The organism is Flavobacterium psychrophilum DSM 3660 = ATCC 49418, from assembly GCF_002217405.1.
Taxonomy (GTDB): domain Bacteria; phylum Bacteroidota; class Bacteroidia; order Flavobacteriales; family Flavobacteriaceae; genus Flavobacterium; species Flavobacterium psychrophilum.
Map to the genome: position 1 here is coordinate 43604 of NZ_MUHE01000015.1, position 16142 is coordinate 59745.

The following is a 16142-nucleotide window of genomic DNA, read 5'->3' on the forward strand; positions in this document are numbered from 1 at the left end:
TAATTTAACAACAATATAACTAAAAATCTGTATTTATAAAGTTTGTAGAACAAATAAAAAATCTATTTTTGCATTCAAAAATAATTTAAAAAAAATGAAAAAAATAATTTTAATTGCTCTTTCTGCCTTTGTAATGTCATGTACAGGAATTATTGGAAATGGGTTTAAAATTTCGGGAGAAATTAAAGGATTAGCAGATGGTACAAATGTTTTCTTAGAAAAACAAAATAGTTCTGCCGCAGCAGGTGGCCCAATAACCATAGATACTGTACAAGTGAAGAATGGTAAATTTACTTTTGAAGGTAAAGCTGAAGAACCAGAAATACACAGCATACGTTTCGACAAAACCCAAGGTGGATTTATAGTTGTGGTTGAAAAAGGAAATATTAATGTTATAATAAACAAAGATAGCATACAAAATGCAAAAGTTTCTGGAACATTTAATAACGACGAATTAGTGAAATATAACGCTGAAATGATGAAAATTCAGAAAAGAATGATGGCATTTCAAAACACAAACATGTCAGTTATGCAGACTGCATCAGAAAAAAAGGATACAGTTGTAATAAACAAACTTAGAAAAGAATATACTGCATTTCAGGAAGAATTTACAACAACAAATTACAAATATATCGAAAACAATCCTAAATCATTTCTTTCCGTTTTACTTGTTGAAGGTATGTTTAATGATCCACAAGCTAATTTTGAAAAAATAAAAAAATATTACAGTGCTTTAGATGCTGATGTAAAAGCTACAAAACCTGGAAAAAACATTGAAACAAAACTTGACGCAGAAAAAAAAAATCTAAAAAAATAGATTTATCCATAGGAAAAAGCGCCCCAAATTTTACAGCAAAAAATGCTGATGGAAAATTAGTTTCGCTTAAAGAATCTCTTGGTAAAGTAACAGTTATAGATTTTTGGGCTTCTTGGTGCGCACCTTGCCGAAAAGAAAATCCAAATATGGTAAGCTTATATAAAGAGTTTCATAGCAAGGGTTTAAATATTATTGGTGTTTCTTTAGATAAAGAGGCAACCCACTGGAAAGAAGCTATCGCAAAAGATAAACTAACCTGGATAGAAGTTTCTAATTTAAAAGAATGGAATGATCCTATTGCCCTAATATATAATATAGAAAGCATTCCTACAACTTATATATTAGATGCAAGTGGGAATATTGTTGCAAAAAATCTTATTGGCAACGAACTAAAAGCTAAAATTACTGAATTATTAGCTAAATAAATTAGAAAATAAGGCAATACTAAAAGTCTCCTAGCAATAGGAGATTTTTATTTTACTTACATTCAAATAGTTATAAAAAATTATAAGTTTTATTTGTTTTTTTGCTTGCAAAACAAAAAAAATGTATTATATTTGCACTGGCTATTAAGGGGAGATACTCAAGCGGCCAACGAGGGCAGACTGTAAATCTGCTGACTACGTCTTCGTAGGTTCGAATCCTACTCTCCCCACAAAATTAAACACATTTTTAAGAAGCTTGCTTCATTAAAAATGTGTTTTTTATTTATATATTGCACCCTAAAAATTATCCAGAACTAGGATCAATCGGATCAACACTTAAATATTCAATACACTTTGCCCTATTTGGAAAAAGCTTTGGCAATAAGCTTAAGAACTTCATTGTGGTTTCTATCGACAAATTTTGAGAAACGCTTTTAGCAATAAATAGATCAAGTCGAAAACCTGTAGATTGACAAAAATTAGGCATAAATATTAGTTAGTCTAAAAATAAAAATACCTTTTAATGTTGTAGAAAAATGGTAATCAATTAAAACCTTAAAATGTTAATAAAAACACCCAATAAATTTAAAAAGAATACCCTAAATTTGAATCAAAATTAAATCAACTCACATCATAACGTTTTGAAAATCTACAATTAAGCACTAAATAATAACATCTAACAGATTTTTTTATAAACTGTACAAATATGAACAAGAATCTTAAAAAACTATTTCCATCGTTTTCAAATACACTAATAGAAGATATAAATGCTAATGCAATCGATCAATCTTTTGTAGTAGGAGATGTTGTAATGAGAACAGGTCAGTACATCAAAAATACGATATTGGTTTTAAGCGGGAGCATAAAAATTTATCGTGAAGACGCTGATGGTGGTGAGTTTTTCATGTATTATTTGCAGCCAGGGCAAGCTTGTGCAATTTCTATGATTTGTGCTACAAAAAATGAACAAAGCCAGATAATGGCAAAAGTTGTTGAAGACACAGAATTAGTTATGGTACCCTTAACCCTTATGAACAAGTGGATGATGGAACACCGCAGTTGGTACGAATTTGTTATTGATACATACAGAAGTCGTTTTGAAGAAGTTTTAGAAGTAGTAAACAGTATTGCCTTTAAAGCAATGGATGAACGTTTGGAGTTTTATTTAAAACGCCATAAAGATACTTGCGGTTGCCTAAATTTAAAATTATCGCATCAGGAAATTGCTACCGATTTAAATACCTCACGAGAAGTTATTTCTCGATTATTAAAAAAATTAGAACAACGTGGAGTATTAAAATTACAACGAAATCATATCGAATTTTTAAAATAAAACAGGCACTAGTAATTGTATTTTCTTCAATATTTTCTTTCCTAATTTATCAGTAAAATTATTATTTTTTAAATTTTATTTCAACTATGTGATAATTATCACTTTACAAAAAAATATAATATTGCAAATTTGCAGAGTGAGTATTCACTAACAAGTATATAAAATGCAAATTTCAGAGAAACAACAAGCCATCATTGAAGCCTCAGGAAAAATTTTAACTTCCTTTGGCACAAGCGGATTTACAATAAAAAAATTGGCATCTGCAATGCAATTTTCAGAAAGTGCCATTTACAGACATTTCAAAAGCAAAGAAGAAATAATAATCACAATGCTTACTTTTCTGGCAGAAAATATCGATCAGCGATTATCACAAAACTACATTTCAAATCAAAATAGCCAAACAAAATTTGTGCAATTATTTCAGAACCAATTTATCTTTTTCAAAGCAAATCCGCACTTTTTAGTAGCCTTACTTTCTGATGGTTTATGGGAAGAAAGCACAAAAATTAATGAAGCCATATTAAATTTGATGCGCATCAAAATAAAACATTTAAAACCAATTATTATTGAAGGCCAAAACAAAGGCCTATTTAAAAACACAATTTCAGCAGATGACATAACACACATTGCCATGGGAACTTTTAGATTACAAATGTACAAATGGCGCATTGCAAATTTTAAATTTGATATAGAAACCCAAGGAAATAAAACAATCCAATCATTACTAACAATTATAAAATGAAAGAAAAAAAATATTTCCGAAACAAAAATAGCACAAAAATATTAAACAAAATAAGCCCTGTAATCGCACTTCTATCCCTATTTGCATGTGGCAAAAAAACAGAACAAACAAAAGTAGAACGCAAGAACATTACCGAAATGATTTTTGCCTCAGGAACACTAAAAGCAGACAAGGAATACAACCTGATGTCACAAACCGAAGGTTACATTACCAAAATTAATTTTAATGAAGGCGACGAAGTACAAACAGGAACAATACTAGCTATAATAAACAATCCTCAAAGTGCAACAAACACAAATAGCAGCTCAAAATTATTAAAAATCGCAAAAAACAATAGCACTTACAAAGCACCACTATTACTACAAACCAAAGCAAATCTTGAAGTAGCCAAGGCAAAATTACAACAAGACGAACTACAAGAAGCACGCTACAAAAGACTCATAGAGGCCAACGCCACGTCAAAACTAGAATACGAGAATAAAATTATTGCTACAAAAACATCAAAAGCAACACTTTTATCATTAGCCCAACAATATCAAAACCTCCTAATTCAAGCCAATGAGCAAGTAATCATCCTAAACCAACAACTCGAAAACAGCCAAACAATTCAGGATTTTAACCAAGTAAAAGCATTAGCAAACGGCAAAATTTACAAACAAAAAAAGCAAGTTGGCGATTATGTACGCAAAGGCGATATTATTGCAATACTAGCCAATAACAAAAAAATTTATGCCAACCTGAACATAGACGAAACCAACATAGCAAAAATAAAACTTAACCAAGAAATCATTATCAAACTAAATGTAAATGCCCTTAAAAGATACAAAGCCAAAGTTTCAGAAATCCTACCCACCTTCGATGAGCAATCGCAATCCTTCATAGTCAAAGCCATTTTTACCAAACCAATAGATTTTGCCATATCAGGAACACAACTAGAAGCCAATATTCTAGTGAGCCAATGCAAAAACACATTAGTAATTCCAAGAAGCTATCTAGGCTATGGAAATAAAGTTTTAAACACCAATAAAAAACAAATAAATGTACAAACAGGCATTATCTCCTCAAATTACGTACAAATTTTACAAGGTCTAAAAGAAAACCAAACCATTCTAAAAGAATTAGATTAGAAAAACTAGGGCGTTACCCCGAAGAAAAATCGGGGTCAGGCTTTCCGTTACAATCTTTTTGGCGAAGAAAAATCGCCAAAAAGGATTTTCACTACAATCCTTAACGCAAAAAAACCAGATGGCTAAAAACTACAACCACAACATTAATGCTCAAATAGCCTACACCCATTTATTTTCAAAAAAAAAACAAACCTTAGTAGCCGCATTTGGTGTAACAATAGGAATTGCCATTTTCATATTTATGAATTCGCTAATGCATGGCTTTGAAGTGTATTCGATCGAAAGTTTATTCAAATCAACACCACATTTACGCATTTACAAAGAAGAAAAAATTAGTCAACCCCTAGTAGCAGATTCAGCAAACAATCTAGCAATACTCGCCAACCCAAAAATCACAAAGGAAAACAAGAGACTAATCAATCCCAATTTAATCATCGAAACACTAAAAAAACAACCTGGAGTAATTGGCGTAACACCAAATGTTTCGGCAAATGTTTTTTATAACAATGGCGAAGCACAAGTAATAGGCAGAACATCTGGTGTAAATATCGAAGAGCAAAACACAATGTTTCATCTCGAAAATTATATTGTAGAAGGCAAATACTCCGACTTAAAATCAAACCAAAACGGAATCATCATTGGCGTTAGCATAGCCCAAAAACTCAACGTACGATTAAACGATAATATTTCGGTAGCCACAGCCTATGGCGTTTCAAAAGTAATGAAAGTCGTCGCATTATTAAGAACAGGCGTTTCCAATACAGACAAAACCCTATCCTATACAAACATTTCGGCAGCACAACAACTAAACAAGCAAGGCGCAAACTATATTACAGATATATTTGTAAACATTAAAGATTTCGAAACCGCTAAAAAAGTTTTACCCGAATTCAAACAATTAAGTGGTTACGAGGTCGAAGATTGGGAAACCGCAAACGCATCAGCATCAGCATCCAACAAAATTAGAAAAATGATGGCAATGGCAATTTCATTATCAATAATGCTAGTGGCAGGATTTGGTATTTATAATATTCTAAATATGACTATTATCGAAAAATTAAATGACATTGCAATCCTAAAAGCCATTGGTTTTTCTGGTAAAGATGTGATTAAGATTTTTGTAAAAGAAGCCATGATTATCGGAATAATAGGAATTGCATTTGGATTAATTTTAGCCTTAATTTTAGTCAAATTAATGGGTAATATGTGGGTTGGTGGCGATATTGGCTTTTTTCCAATTCGGTTTTTCCCAACATTTTTCGCATCAGGAATTGGTCTAGGATTACTAATAACAACCTTATCGGGCTATATTCCTGCAAGAAAAGCAGCAAAATTAGATCCAATAACAATTTTTAGAAAATGATACAAAAAGAACTTTTATTACAAGCAAAAAATGTAAGTAAATATTTTTATGAACCTGAAAAATTTAAGGTTCTAAATAATATTTCATTCGATATACATAAGGGCGAATTTGTAACTATGGTAGGAAAATCGGGTTCAGGAAAATCAACTTTACTATACCTTCTTTCTACAATGGACACAGATTATGAAGGAAATATTTTTTTTGATAGCGAAAATTTAACCCACAAAACAAAAGAAGAATTAGCCGCAATACGCAACGAGAAAATAGGTTTTGTTTTTCAGTTTCATTATTTATTACCTGAATTCTCGAGTTTAAAAAATGTCATGATACCAGCATTAAAACTAGGCAAATATTCTAAACCAGAAATTGAAGAAAGAGCCTATTCGATTCTAACAAAATTAGATTTAAAAGACCAAGCACTTAAACCTGCTAACAAACTCTCAGGAGGACAACAACAACGTGTAGCCATTGCAAGAGCTTTAATAAATGATCCCAAAATTATTATGGGAGATGAGCCAACAGGCAATTTAGATAGTAAAAATGCAGCTATTGTTTTCGATTTATTTAAGCAACTTACAACCCAATTCGACCAAACTGTTCTTGCCGTAACCCACGATAATGATTTTGCCAAAGCTAGTGATCGCATTATTGAAATGGCTGATGGGATAATTTTATAAACAATGATATTTATCAGTGTTTTTTATTTAAAGTAAAAAGTACCATCAATAACCCTTTTATTGCCATTGGTAATGTGTCTTTTTGTTTCAATTTTGCCTAATCATTTAAAAACAGGTCAATTATGAAACTCAAAAACAAAAATCTCATTTCTAAACCTCAAAAAAAGTTTACATTACTGGGACTAATGGCATTTTTTTATCCGTTAATTGCATCTGCACAAACAGATAATGGAGTTAGCTTTTTTCCTAATAAATCGATAGGTTTTATAGAAATTTTAACAATATTTGTAATGATTATTGTGGGCTTTGTACTTTTTTTAGTCTTAAAAATAATTACAAAAGCAAATGATAATCTAGAAGATACAAATTTAGGCAATGATAAAAAATTTAAAAAATATTTAGTAAATCTAAATTCTTGGCAAATTGAAGTATTAAAAAAGAAGCGAAATCAAATAAATAAAATTATTTCTATCCTTATTTTAGGTTTCATTTCATTAGCACCACAATTTACATTTGCGCAAACAGCTCCAGCAAAAAGAGAGGGTATTTTTTCGCAACCAGGTGTACTAATTACGTTAGTTCTAATATTTATACCTTTATTTCTTGCTTTACTTTATTTGGCTACAAAAGTGTATAAGGGTTTTAATGATTATTTTTATTTTCAAAAAACAAAAGAAGCAGAAGATTTTGCTGCTTATATTTCGTTAGCAGACAACATTCCAACCAATGCAAAGCTAGAGAGAATTAGAAAAAAATTGAATTATAGTATAACTTCAAATGAATTATCTGGTAATAAAAAAGCTAATGATGCAAAGGGATTATTAAAAAACATAAGTTCAGAAACTAATTATCGCTTTTTTGCTTCTAAAAGACCAGCTATAAAACGTCCTAAAATAGATCCTGAATTAACAAAATTAGTATTATGGTTTTTAGGAACCGCAGTTTTTTGGCTCCTAATAGGAAGTAGTATTGGAGAATATGTTGGCATCAAATTTATTGCCCCTGATGCCGATACTTATAGTTGGCTAAGCATAGGAAGACTACGTGCGGTACATACCAACTTAGTATTTTGGGCATGGTCTACTATTGGAATTATGGGTTTGGGATATTATATTGTTCCTATGGTAAGTAATACCCCTTTAAACAATATAAAAAATGGCTGGAAGGCTCTAATTGCGGTAAATTTGGCAATGTTCGTTGGTGCAATTACACTTATGGCAGGAATAAATAATGCTGGTGGCGAATACCGAGAAATTATTTGGCCCATAATGGCTGTTTGGGCTTATGGCTTGCTACTAACTGTTACTAATTTTATAAAAACTATTGCAAAAAGAACAACTCACGAAATTTATATTTCTAATTGGTTTATAGTTGCTTCTTATATATTTATACTTATAGTTGCATTTCTTTCCTACATTCCGATGGGACAAGATGGCATTGGAGAAACTATTGTGCAAGGATATTATATGCATCAAGCAGTTGGAATGTGGTTTATGTTTTCTATGCTAGGTATTTTATATTATATACTACCCCAACAAGTAAACAAACCTATTTATTCCTATAGTTTAGGCGTTTTAGCTTTTTGGTCACAAATTCTTTTTTATACCACCATAGGCACGCATCATTTTGTTTTTAGTTCTTTGCCGTGGTGGTTACAAACTGTTGCTATTATTGGAAGTGTTGGCATGTTAATTCCAGTAACATCTGGAACTATAAATTATTTAATGACATTTAAAGGTTCTTGGAGTAAAGTTAGCAATAGTTATTCGTTGCCTTTCCTTTTAGTAGGTGTTGTTTACTATTTTACAGGTTCATTTCAAGGAACTGCTGAAGCATTTAGATCTACTAATTTAATTTGGCATTTTACAGATTTTACCATTGCCCATTCGCATATAACAATGTATGGCATTATAACTTTTCTATTATTTGGAAGTATCTATGCTATCGTACCAAGACTTACAGGACAAGAACCACCACAACTAGGGGTTGGAGCACATTTCTGGTTGGCATTAATCGGATTACAATTTTACACCATACCACTAATGATTGGTGGCACACTAAAAGGATTAATGTGGGCAGAAGGAAAACCATTTATAGACAGTGTAGTTATGATGGGACCTTATTGGCTTTGGAGAGCAATTGGCGGTTCATTAATGTGGCTTTCTCATATTGTATTAGTGTATAACATGTATAAAATGATAAAACCAAATAATGAAATTGATGTTAAAGAAAAAGCCTTTGAAATAATAAATCAAAATCTGGAACTCAATTCTGTTGAATCTAAACAATAAATACCAATGAATATATTTAACGACCACAAAAAATTATACCTAATAGCAACCCTTTTCTTTGGTACATTAACACTTTTTGTAGCAGTATTCCCATCAGTACATAATGAAATGATAAGCCAACCATTATACGGAAGTATTCCCCTTACAGCAGAGCAAGAAGCAGGAAGACAAATATATATTAGCAACGGCTGTGTGAGTTGCCATACTCAACAAGTTAGAGATGTTGACATGGACAAGATCTGGGGCGATAGACCTAATGTTGCTTCAGATTACGCATTAAGCACACGAAAAAGTATTTGGCAAAGCGCAGGAACACTAATGGGAACAGAAAGAACAGGGCCAGATTTATCTAACATTGGAGTAAGACAACCCAGCCAAGACTGGCACTTGGTACACTTATACAATCCAAGAATTGTAATGCCACAATCAATCATGGCGCCATTCCCATGGTTGTTTGAAATTAAGGATAAAGCAACAAAAGACGACATCAAAGTAAATGTACCTGAAGAATTTATGCATGGCCAAAAAGGCATTGTTGTAGCAACAAAAGACGCATTAAACTTAGTGGCTTATTTACAATCCTTAAAACAAGTAAAACTTCCAGACGGTATGCCTAGTCCTGAATTTCTTTACAAAAAAGCAAAAACACAAGCCAATACTGCCCCTAGCGACACAAAAACTGAATTAAATGGTAGCGATTTATATGCTGCAAATTGCATGGCCTGTCACCAGCAAAATGGAGAAGGACTAAATGGCGCTTTTCCAGCCCTTAAAGCAAGCAAAATTGTATTAGATGATAATCCCGAAATTATGGTAGGAATCATTATGAATGGTTATAACCCAAGAGAAGAATACGGGGTAATGCCTCCTGTGGGCATAAATGCAAATTTATCTGCCCAAGAAATAGCCGCAATCATGAACCACGAAAAATCAAGTTGGGGAAATAATGCTAAAAAAGTAAGCCCAGAGCAAGTTCAAAAACTAATGGATCTAGCCAAATTAAGCGCTCCTAAACAATAAGCAAAATGGAAAAAAAATTATACGCAATACTTCTTGCAACAATATCTATAACAACTTATGCCTGCCCAATGTGCGAAAAACAACAACCAAAAGTTTTACGGGGCATTACTCACGGTGCAGGTCCAGAAAGTAATTTAGATTATGTTATCGTTTGGACAATGGTAATAACCGTTTTAATAACCTTATTTTTTGCATTAAAATACCTAATAAAACCAAAAGAAAACCAAACTAATCACATAAAAAGAACCATTATAAATTTTGAATAATTATGGATAGTAAAAGCAAAGTGATTATATTTGTTGATAATGAAATTCAACCAATAGGCAAATTTGAAGCGCCAGTAAATTTTGAATTAGATACTCATAAACTTCCCGATGGATTGCACCAACTAAAAATAGTAAGTAAAGACCCAACAGGAAAAGAAGGCATAAAAATTATCCCTTTTATAGTTAGAAACGGACCAGCAATTACCATAGAAGGGCTAAATGATAATGACGTAGTTGATGGAGTTTTACCACTAATGATTAACGCTTATGGCAAAGGAAATCAAAAACAATTTTTAATAAATGGAAGCGAAACACCCAAAAGCGTACCTTCTTGGTTATTTGCAGCAATAATTGCATTTGTTGCATGGGCAATTTATTTTACTATAACCTCTTTAGGATAACTAATTATGTGCGACATTAAAAACATAAAATGTAGCGAAGTAACACAAAACGAATTAAAGTTTGCCGTGTACCACACATCAGATTTTTTGCCTTTTATGCAAAAATTAAACATTCCGCACAGGCACAATTATTTTATGATTTTGCTTAACGAAAATAATTTTGGCTCTCAATTAATCGATTTTAAAGAATTTGACATAGAACCATTATCTGTAACCTGTTTGCATTATGGTCAAATACACCAATGGCTAAATTTCGATAAAATAGAAGGTTACATATTGGTCTTTGAAAGCGATTTTTTTGCGCTTCGGTATCAAAATTATCAATTAAGTGAGTTTTCATTTCTAACCTGCAGGCACAAACAACCTTACGTAAAAGTTTCAGAAGAAAAATTTCAACATCTCAAATCAATCGTACTTTGGATGTTAAAAGAATGGAATGATAACCAAACTGATTTTGAAAAAAGTCTGCGTTCATTACTCAATTTAATGCTTTTAGACCTCAATAGACTATTTGAACCTATGCCTAAAAACAAAGAATTTAGTCAGTCTTTACAACTCATTTGCCATTTTGAGGAATTGATAGACAAACACTACAAACAAAAACATTTTGTAAAAGATTATGCTTCTGTAATGTATGTTCGTCCTAATTATCTAAATGCAGTTTGCAATGAGATTACAAATATTTCTGCTGGAGAGTTAATACGAAATAGGATTCTTCTTGAAGCAAAAAGATTGCTTATACATGAGCAAAAAACAGTTTCTGAAATTGCCTACGAACTAGGTTTTGAAGACAACTCCTATTTTGGTCGTTTCTTCAAAAAATATGAAAATATAACCCCCGATGGTTTTAAACGTAAATTTATTAATACTAGTAAATTTTTCCAAATTTAATAAAGTAACGAGTGTTACATTACTTACATCAAAAATCTAATTTTACAATTAATCTTAATTTGTTCAAAATAAAAAAAATGCTATTATTCCTTAAAAACTTACTGTCTTTTAAATGCCCAAGATGCCATAAAGGCGAACTATTTGTAAACAAATGGTACAATTTTTCAAAAAGCAATAAAATGGTCGAACGATGTGCTGTATGTAGCCAAAGAACCGAACTAGAACCTGGGTTTTACCAAGGTACTGGTTATGTAAGTTACGCTTTAACTGTTGGTTTTTCTATTGTTACTTTTATTATTTGGATACTAATTACTGGATATACTTTCAAAAATAAAGAATTGTTTTGGTGGTTACCCATTAATATTACAGCTTTATTATTTATGCAACCTTGGTTAATGCGTTTGTCAAGAGTAATTTGGCTAACCGCATTTTATGGTGGTGATGATCAATATCATAAAAATAATACTAAAATAAAATAATCATGCACATTTATTGCCGCTGAGTATTAGTATTTGTTTGCAAATGGTTATTTTTGAAAGTTAAACCCTTCTATAAAAAAAGATTGCTCTTTTGAAGCAATCTTTTTTTTTGTACAATTTATTAAATAGATTTTTTAGCTAAATACCAATCTACCATTTCTAAGTCGCTACTTTTTCTTTCGGCCAGAGCTTCTATCGTTTTTGGGGCCGGAACAATTACTTTATCACCAGGTTGCCAGTCTAAGGGCATTGCAACTTTGTACTCATCAGAAGTTTGAAGTGCTAACAATGCTCTTTTTATTTCTGCCATATTTCTACCTATATTAAGTGGATAATACATCATTAGCCTAACTTTACCTTCTGGATCTATAATAAAAACAGCTCTAACTGCTGCTGTTTGGCTTTCGCCAGGTTGTAGCATTCCGTATAATTTAGAGACTTCCATAGAAATATCTGCCACTATTGGAAAATCAAATAAAATGCCTGTTTTTTCGTTAACTGCATTTACCCAAGCAATGTGAGCATGAATACTATCTATGCTCAAACCCATTAATTTTGTGTTGTTTTTTGTAAAGAACTCTTTTTCCTTAGCAAAACCACTCATTTCTGTTGTGCATACTGGAGTAAAATCGGCAGGATGCGAAAAAAACACGACCCAACTTCCTTTATTGTACTCTGAAAATTTTAACATTCCTGTTGTGGTTAGTGCGTCAAAATCTGGAGCCATATCTCCAATTCTAGGCATTAAAAATACTTTATCTTCCATTTTTTTTGGTTTTAAATTTATTGTTTTAATGAAGTAAATGTAGGTTATATAAAAGTATGATTTTGTGATATTTATCACGTTTAATAGTTTTTTAAAATCTATTTATTTAAAATCAAATAAGAGTATCAAAAAAGAAATGAAATTATAGAATAATTAGAAATTTTACTTCTAAAAACTGTACAAAAAAATATTAGATTACTTTAAAATTGTTATTGATGCTTGCCTGAAAATTGGCAAAATATCTTGAAGGCCTTTAAAACTATTCCTATTTTGCAGTTTGAATAGTTACAAAATATTAATATTATTAATTTTTATATTAATAATATTAATTTAAAACTAATTTTATTTAACTTTGTGTAATATATAATAAACATTATGCAACCTAAACTTCCCATACAATGTCCTAGTTGCGAAAGTTCGCTTTTGGTAACACAGCTATCTTGTAGTAATTGTACTACATTGGTTTCTGGTCATTACCCATTACCCATTTTACTTCAAATATCTGAAGAGGAACAAAACTTTATACTACAATTTTTCCTAACCAGCGGAAGCCTGAAAGAAATGGCCTCGCAAATGGGCAATAGTTACCCAACTGTGAGAAACAAATTAGATGATATTATTCAGAAAATAAATAATTTAAAAACTAAATCTTAATTTATGAAAATCCTTTTTTTGAATCCTTTTAAGAAATATTCTGATACTATTTTATTACTTTTCGGAATTACTTTTACGGTATTTGGTTCTCTCCTAGCCTATAATTTTAATGCCAAATTTGATGGTGTGATCGATTTACATTTTGACAGTCAAGTTAATTTTTTTGAATCTGCGACTTACCAATTTTTAGCCATTTTAATATTAACTGCTTCACTATATTGGGTTGGAAAATACATTAATAAAAAAACAAGATTAGTCGATGTTCTCATTACGGTATTAATTTCGAGAATCCCATTATATTTTTGTACATTATTTAACATCAATAATAAATCATATAGTATTGGTAATAAAATATTAGAATTAGCCGTTTCTAAAAAAATAAACACATTAAATACCAATGATATTGGGTTTATCCTATTTCAATCTATAATATTAATTATTGCTTTAATCTGGTTTATCTCGCTTCTTTATAACGGATTTAAAATTGCAACAAACTCGAAAGAAACAAAACATACTTTATTGTTTATTCTAGCTATTATAATTGCCGAAATAACATCTAAAATAATCATTTACAAACTTTTATAATAAAATTATGGTAAAAATAATAACAACCGAAAACGAATTTATTTTTGAAGTAAAAGGATTACATAAAATTTGGTCTTTAAAAAGTAATATAAAAATAGCCAAAAAAAACATAGTTAAAGTATATCAAAATAAAGAGGAATTAAAAGGTTTTAAAGGCATTAAATTTGGCACTTTTATACCTTTTTTAATCACTGCTGGTACATATTATTATAAAGGTAAACGCAACTTTTGGGATGTTTGCAACAAGCAGAATGCCATTATTGTCGAACTCAAGGATTCCAGTTATAACAAACTGATTATAGAAGTAAAAAATACAATCGAAACAATCAACCTATTAAATAATACTATTTAAACCGTAACTTTTATTTACTTTTATACACTTATAGCAAACTTTCAAATCATAAGTTAATGAAAAAAATAATTTACACACTAGCATTTGCCAGTGTATTACTAAGTTGCAAAACAGGACAAACAAGTGCAACAACTATAAGTCCTGAGGTCAATGTTTCTATCGATTTAAACACGATTCAAGATGACAAAGTAATGGTAACACTATTGCCAACGCCAACTAATCTAGATATAGTAACTTTTAGCATTCCTAAAACAGTTCCCGGAACCTATTCGACTGATAATTACGGAAAATATATCGAAAATGTAAAAGCTTTCGATGCCAAAGGAAATGAATTAGCAATTGCAAAAATTGATGAAAACTCTTGGAAAATTACCAATGCAAAAAAACTACAAAAAGTAACCTATTGGGTAAACGATACTTTTGATACAGAAACTGGTAAAGGCGATTTTGGTGGCGGAGATATATTTTCTCCAGCAGGAACAAACATTTCTCCGGAAAATTTTATGCTAAATACCCACGGATTTATAGGCTATTTTTCAGACAAACTCGAAGTACCATATACCACAACTATTTCGCACTCGGCAAACTTATTTGGAGCAACATCTATGACAGATACTGATCTTAGCGCAACACAAGACGTTTTTAAATCTTTCCGTTATGCCGATCTAGTAGAACACCCAATTATGTATGCAAAACCAGATTATACAACATTTAAAGTTGATGATATGGAAATACTAATCAGTGTATATTCGCCAAACGGAACCTATAAAGTAGCAGATATTGCTCCAGCCATGGAAACCATGATGCGTGCACAAAAGAAATTTTTAGGCGCTATAAATAGCACTAAAAAATATGCGGTTTTATTGTATTTGTCAGACATGAAAAAACCAGATGCAAAAGGTTTTGGTGCCCTAGAACACCCAACATCGACCACCGTTGTCATGCCAGAAATGATACCAAAAAAAGAAATGGCAGAACAACTTAAAGACGTCGTTTCACACGAATTTTTTCATATCGTAACACCACTTGGTGTTCACTCTAAAGAGATTCAGTATTTCGATTTTAATGCCCCTAAAATGTCTAAACATTTATGGATGTATGAAGGCATAACAGAATATTTTGCTAATTTATTTCAAGTAAATCAGGGTTTAATATCAGAAGATGAATTTTACAATCGTATGTCAGACAAGATTAGACAAGCAGCAAAAATGAACGACACCATGCCATTTACAACCATGAGTGCTAATGTATTAAACAAACCTTATAAAGACCAGTACCTTAACGTATATCAAAAAGGAGCATTAATTGGTATGTGTTTAGATATTATTATTAGAGAAAATAGTCATGGAGAAAGAGGAATTCTAGACTTGATGCAAAAACTAACTAATGAATATGGAGCTACAAAACCTTTTAATGATAATGAATTGTTTGATAAAATAGTTTCATTAACCTACCCAGAAGTAAAAAACTTTTTAGAAACCTATGTAAGCGGCCCTACTCCTATTCCTTACGATAAATATTTTGCAAAAGTAGGTGTAACACAGTCTAAACGTAAAATTCCAGGAAACGTATTTCTAAAAGACCAAAAACCATATATTACTATAAATCCGAATACAAAAGAAATCATGGTTTTGCCAACCATTGAATTACCTTCCTTTTATGCTAATCTCGGGATAAAAAATGGCGATATCATCAAAACTGTAAATGGCACAAATTATAATTTAGATAATATTTATGACTTAATCACAGAAAGTCAAAAATGGGAAGAAAACACTCCAATTACAATTAAAATAAAACGTGACACTAAAGAAACCGAACTAAAAGGTATCGTAAAATTACCTTATGATGAAGCAGAAGGATTACAAGCAACAGATGCAAGTAAAAAAACCATTAAAAACGCTTGGTTAAAAGGTTAATAAATAAAATTATAATTAATATAAATCCTCATTTTGT

Annotated in this window: 18 protein-coding genes and 1 tRNA gene; 18 read left to right on the top strand and 1 reads right to left on the bottom strand. The window is 31.1% G+C overall.

Annotated features, from left to right (window positions below; translation table 11 throughout):
- Window positions 1–94 precede the first annotated feature (94 nt).
- The 14 genes from B0A57_RS05005 to B0A57_RS05070 all read left to right on the top strand — a co-directional run bounded on the left by B0A57_RS05005 (window position 95) and on the right by B0A57_RS05070 (window position 11832).
- The gene (locus B0A57_RS05005; protein ID WP_016362008.1) at window positions 95–817 is read left to right on the top strand and encodes a DUF4369 domain-containing protein; all 723 of its coding nucleotides are present in this window, start codon (window positions 95–97) and stop codon (window positions 815–817) included.
- A gap of 8 nt (window positions 818–825) precedes the next feature.
- The gene (locus B0A57_RS05010) at window positions 826–1242 is read left to right on the top strand and encodes a TlpA family protein disulfide reductase (RefSeq protein ID WP_074460262.1); all 417 of its coding nucleotides are present in this window, start codon (window positions 826–828) and stop codon (window positions 1240–1242) included.
- Window positions 1243–1390: 148 nt separating this feature from the next.
- Window positions 1391–1472: transfer RNA gene (locus tag B0A57_RS05015), tRNA-Tyr, on the top strand.
- 476 nt (window positions 1473–1948) lie between these two features.
- Window positions 1949–2575: a Crp/Fnr family transcriptional regulator gene (locus B0A57_RS05020; protein WP_011963076.1), complete on the top strand. Its 627-nt coding sequence runs from the start codon at window positions 1949–1951 to the stop codon at window positions 2573–2575.
- A 163-nt stretch (window positions 2576–2738) separates the two neighbouring features.
- Window positions 2739–3317, top strand: a complete 579-nt coding sequence (locus B0A57_RS05025) for a TetR/AcrR family transcriptional regulator (RefSeq protein WP_034098257.1) — start codon at window positions 2739–2741, stop codon at window positions 3315–3317.
- On the top strand, window positions 3314–4444 hold the full coding sequence (locus B0A57_RS05030) for an efflux RND transporter periplasmic adaptor subunit (protein ID WP_034098259.1): 1131 nt from the start codon (window positions 3314–3316) through the stop codon (window positions 4442–4444). The genes B0A57_RS05025 and B0A57_RS05030 overlap by 4 nt, the downstream gene beginning before the upstream one ends.
- A 118-nt stretch (window positions 4445–4562) precedes the next feature.
- Window positions 4563–5807 carry an ABC transporter permease gene (locus B0A57_RS05035; RefSeq protein WP_011963073.1) on the top strand — a complete coding sequence of 415 codons (1245 nt, stop codon included), beginning with the start codon at window positions 4563–4565 and terminating at the stop codon, window positions 5805–5807.
- Window positions 5804–6484 (top strand): ABC transporter ATP-binding protein, encoded by a 681-nt coding sequence (locus B0A57_RS05040; RefSeq protein WP_011963072.1) that lies wholly within the window; start codon window positions 5804–5806, stop codon window positions 6482–6484. The genes B0A57_RS05035 and B0A57_RS05040 overlap by 4 nt, the downstream gene beginning before the upstream one ends.
- Before the next feature lie 122 nt (window positions 6485–6606).
- Complete coding sequence (locus B0A57_RS05045) at window positions 6607–8775, top strand: cbb3-type cytochrome c oxidase subunit I (RefSeq protein ID WP_034101133.1); 2169 nt, start codon at window positions 6607–6609, stop codon at window positions 8773–8775.
- Window positions 8776–8781: 6 nt separating this feature from the next.
- A complete protein-coding gene (locus B0A57_RS05050; RefSeq protein ID WP_034098261.1) occupies window positions 8782–9795 on the top strand; it encodes a cytochrome c in 1014 nt (337 codons plus the stop codon).
- 5 nt (window positions 9796–9800) lie between these two features.
- Window positions 9801–10061, top strand: coding sequence for a hypothetical protein (locus tag B0A57_RS05055; RefSeq protein ID WP_034098263.1), 261 nt, complete (start codon window positions 9801–9803; stop codon window positions 10059–10061).
- Window positions 10062–10063: 2 nt separating this feature from the next.
- Window positions 10064–10462: a cytochrome c gene (locus B0A57_RS05060; RefSeq protein ID WP_011963068.1), complete on the top strand. Its 399-nt coding sequence runs from the start codon at window positions 10064–10066 to the stop codon at window positions 10460–10462.
- A gap of 6 nt (window positions 10463–10468) precedes the next feature.
- On the top strand, window positions 10469–11353 hold the full coding sequence (locus B0A57_RS05065) for a helix-turn-helix domain-containing protein (protein ID WP_052079123.1): 885 nt from the start codon (window positions 10469–10471) through the stop codon (window positions 11351–11353).
- Window positions 11354–11430: 77 nt separating this feature from the next.
- Window positions 11431–11832 carry a hypothetical protein gene (locus B0A57_RS05070; protein ID WP_034098264.1) on the top strand — a complete coding sequence of 134 codons (402 nt, stop codon included), beginning with the start codon at window positions 11431–11433 and terminating at the stop codon, window positions 11830–11832.
- 121 nt (window positions 11833–11953) lie between these two features.
- Here the strand turns inward: B0A57_RS05070 and B0A57_RS05075 are convergent, their stop codons facing one another.
- Window positions 11954–12598 (bottom strand): peroxiredoxin, encoded by a 645-nt coding sequence (locus B0A57_RS05075; RefSeq protein ID WP_011963065.1) that lies wholly within the window; start codon window positions 12596–12598, stop codon window positions 11954–11956.
- A gap of 375 nt (window positions 12599–12973) precedes the next feature.
- On the opposite strand from B0A57_RS05075, the gene B0A57_RS05080 reads away from it, so the two are divergent.
- Genes B0A57_RS05080 through B0A57_RS05095 form a run of 4 tightly spaced genes read left to right on the top strand, consistent with a single transcriptional unit; the run spans window position 12974 to window position 16105 of the window.
- Entirely contained in the window at window positions 12974–13252 is a 279-nt protein-coding gene (locus B0A57_RS05080) for a DUF2089 family protein (protein WP_011963064.1), read from the top strand.
- A gap of 3 nt (window positions 13253–13255) precedes the next feature.
- On the top strand, window positions 13256–13837 hold the full coding sequence (locus B0A57_RS05085; protein WP_034098266.1) for a YIP1 family protein: 582 nt from the start codon (window positions 13256–13258) through the stop codon (window positions 13835–13837).
- 7 nt (window positions 13838–13844) lie between these two features.
- The gene (locus B0A57_RS05090; RefSeq protein ID WP_034098268.1) at window positions 13845–14189 is read left to right on the top strand and encodes a hypothetical protein; all 345 of its coding nucleotides are present in this window, start codon (window positions 13845–13847) and stop codon (window positions 14187–14189) included.
- A gap of 56 nt (window positions 14190–14245) precedes the next feature.
- Window positions 14246–16105, top strand: a complete 1860-nt coding sequence (locus tag B0A57_RS05095; protein ID WP_034098270.1) for a M61 family metallopeptidase — start codon at window positions 14246–14248, stop codon at window positions 16103–16105.
- Window positions 16106–16142: the final 37 nt, after the last annotated feature.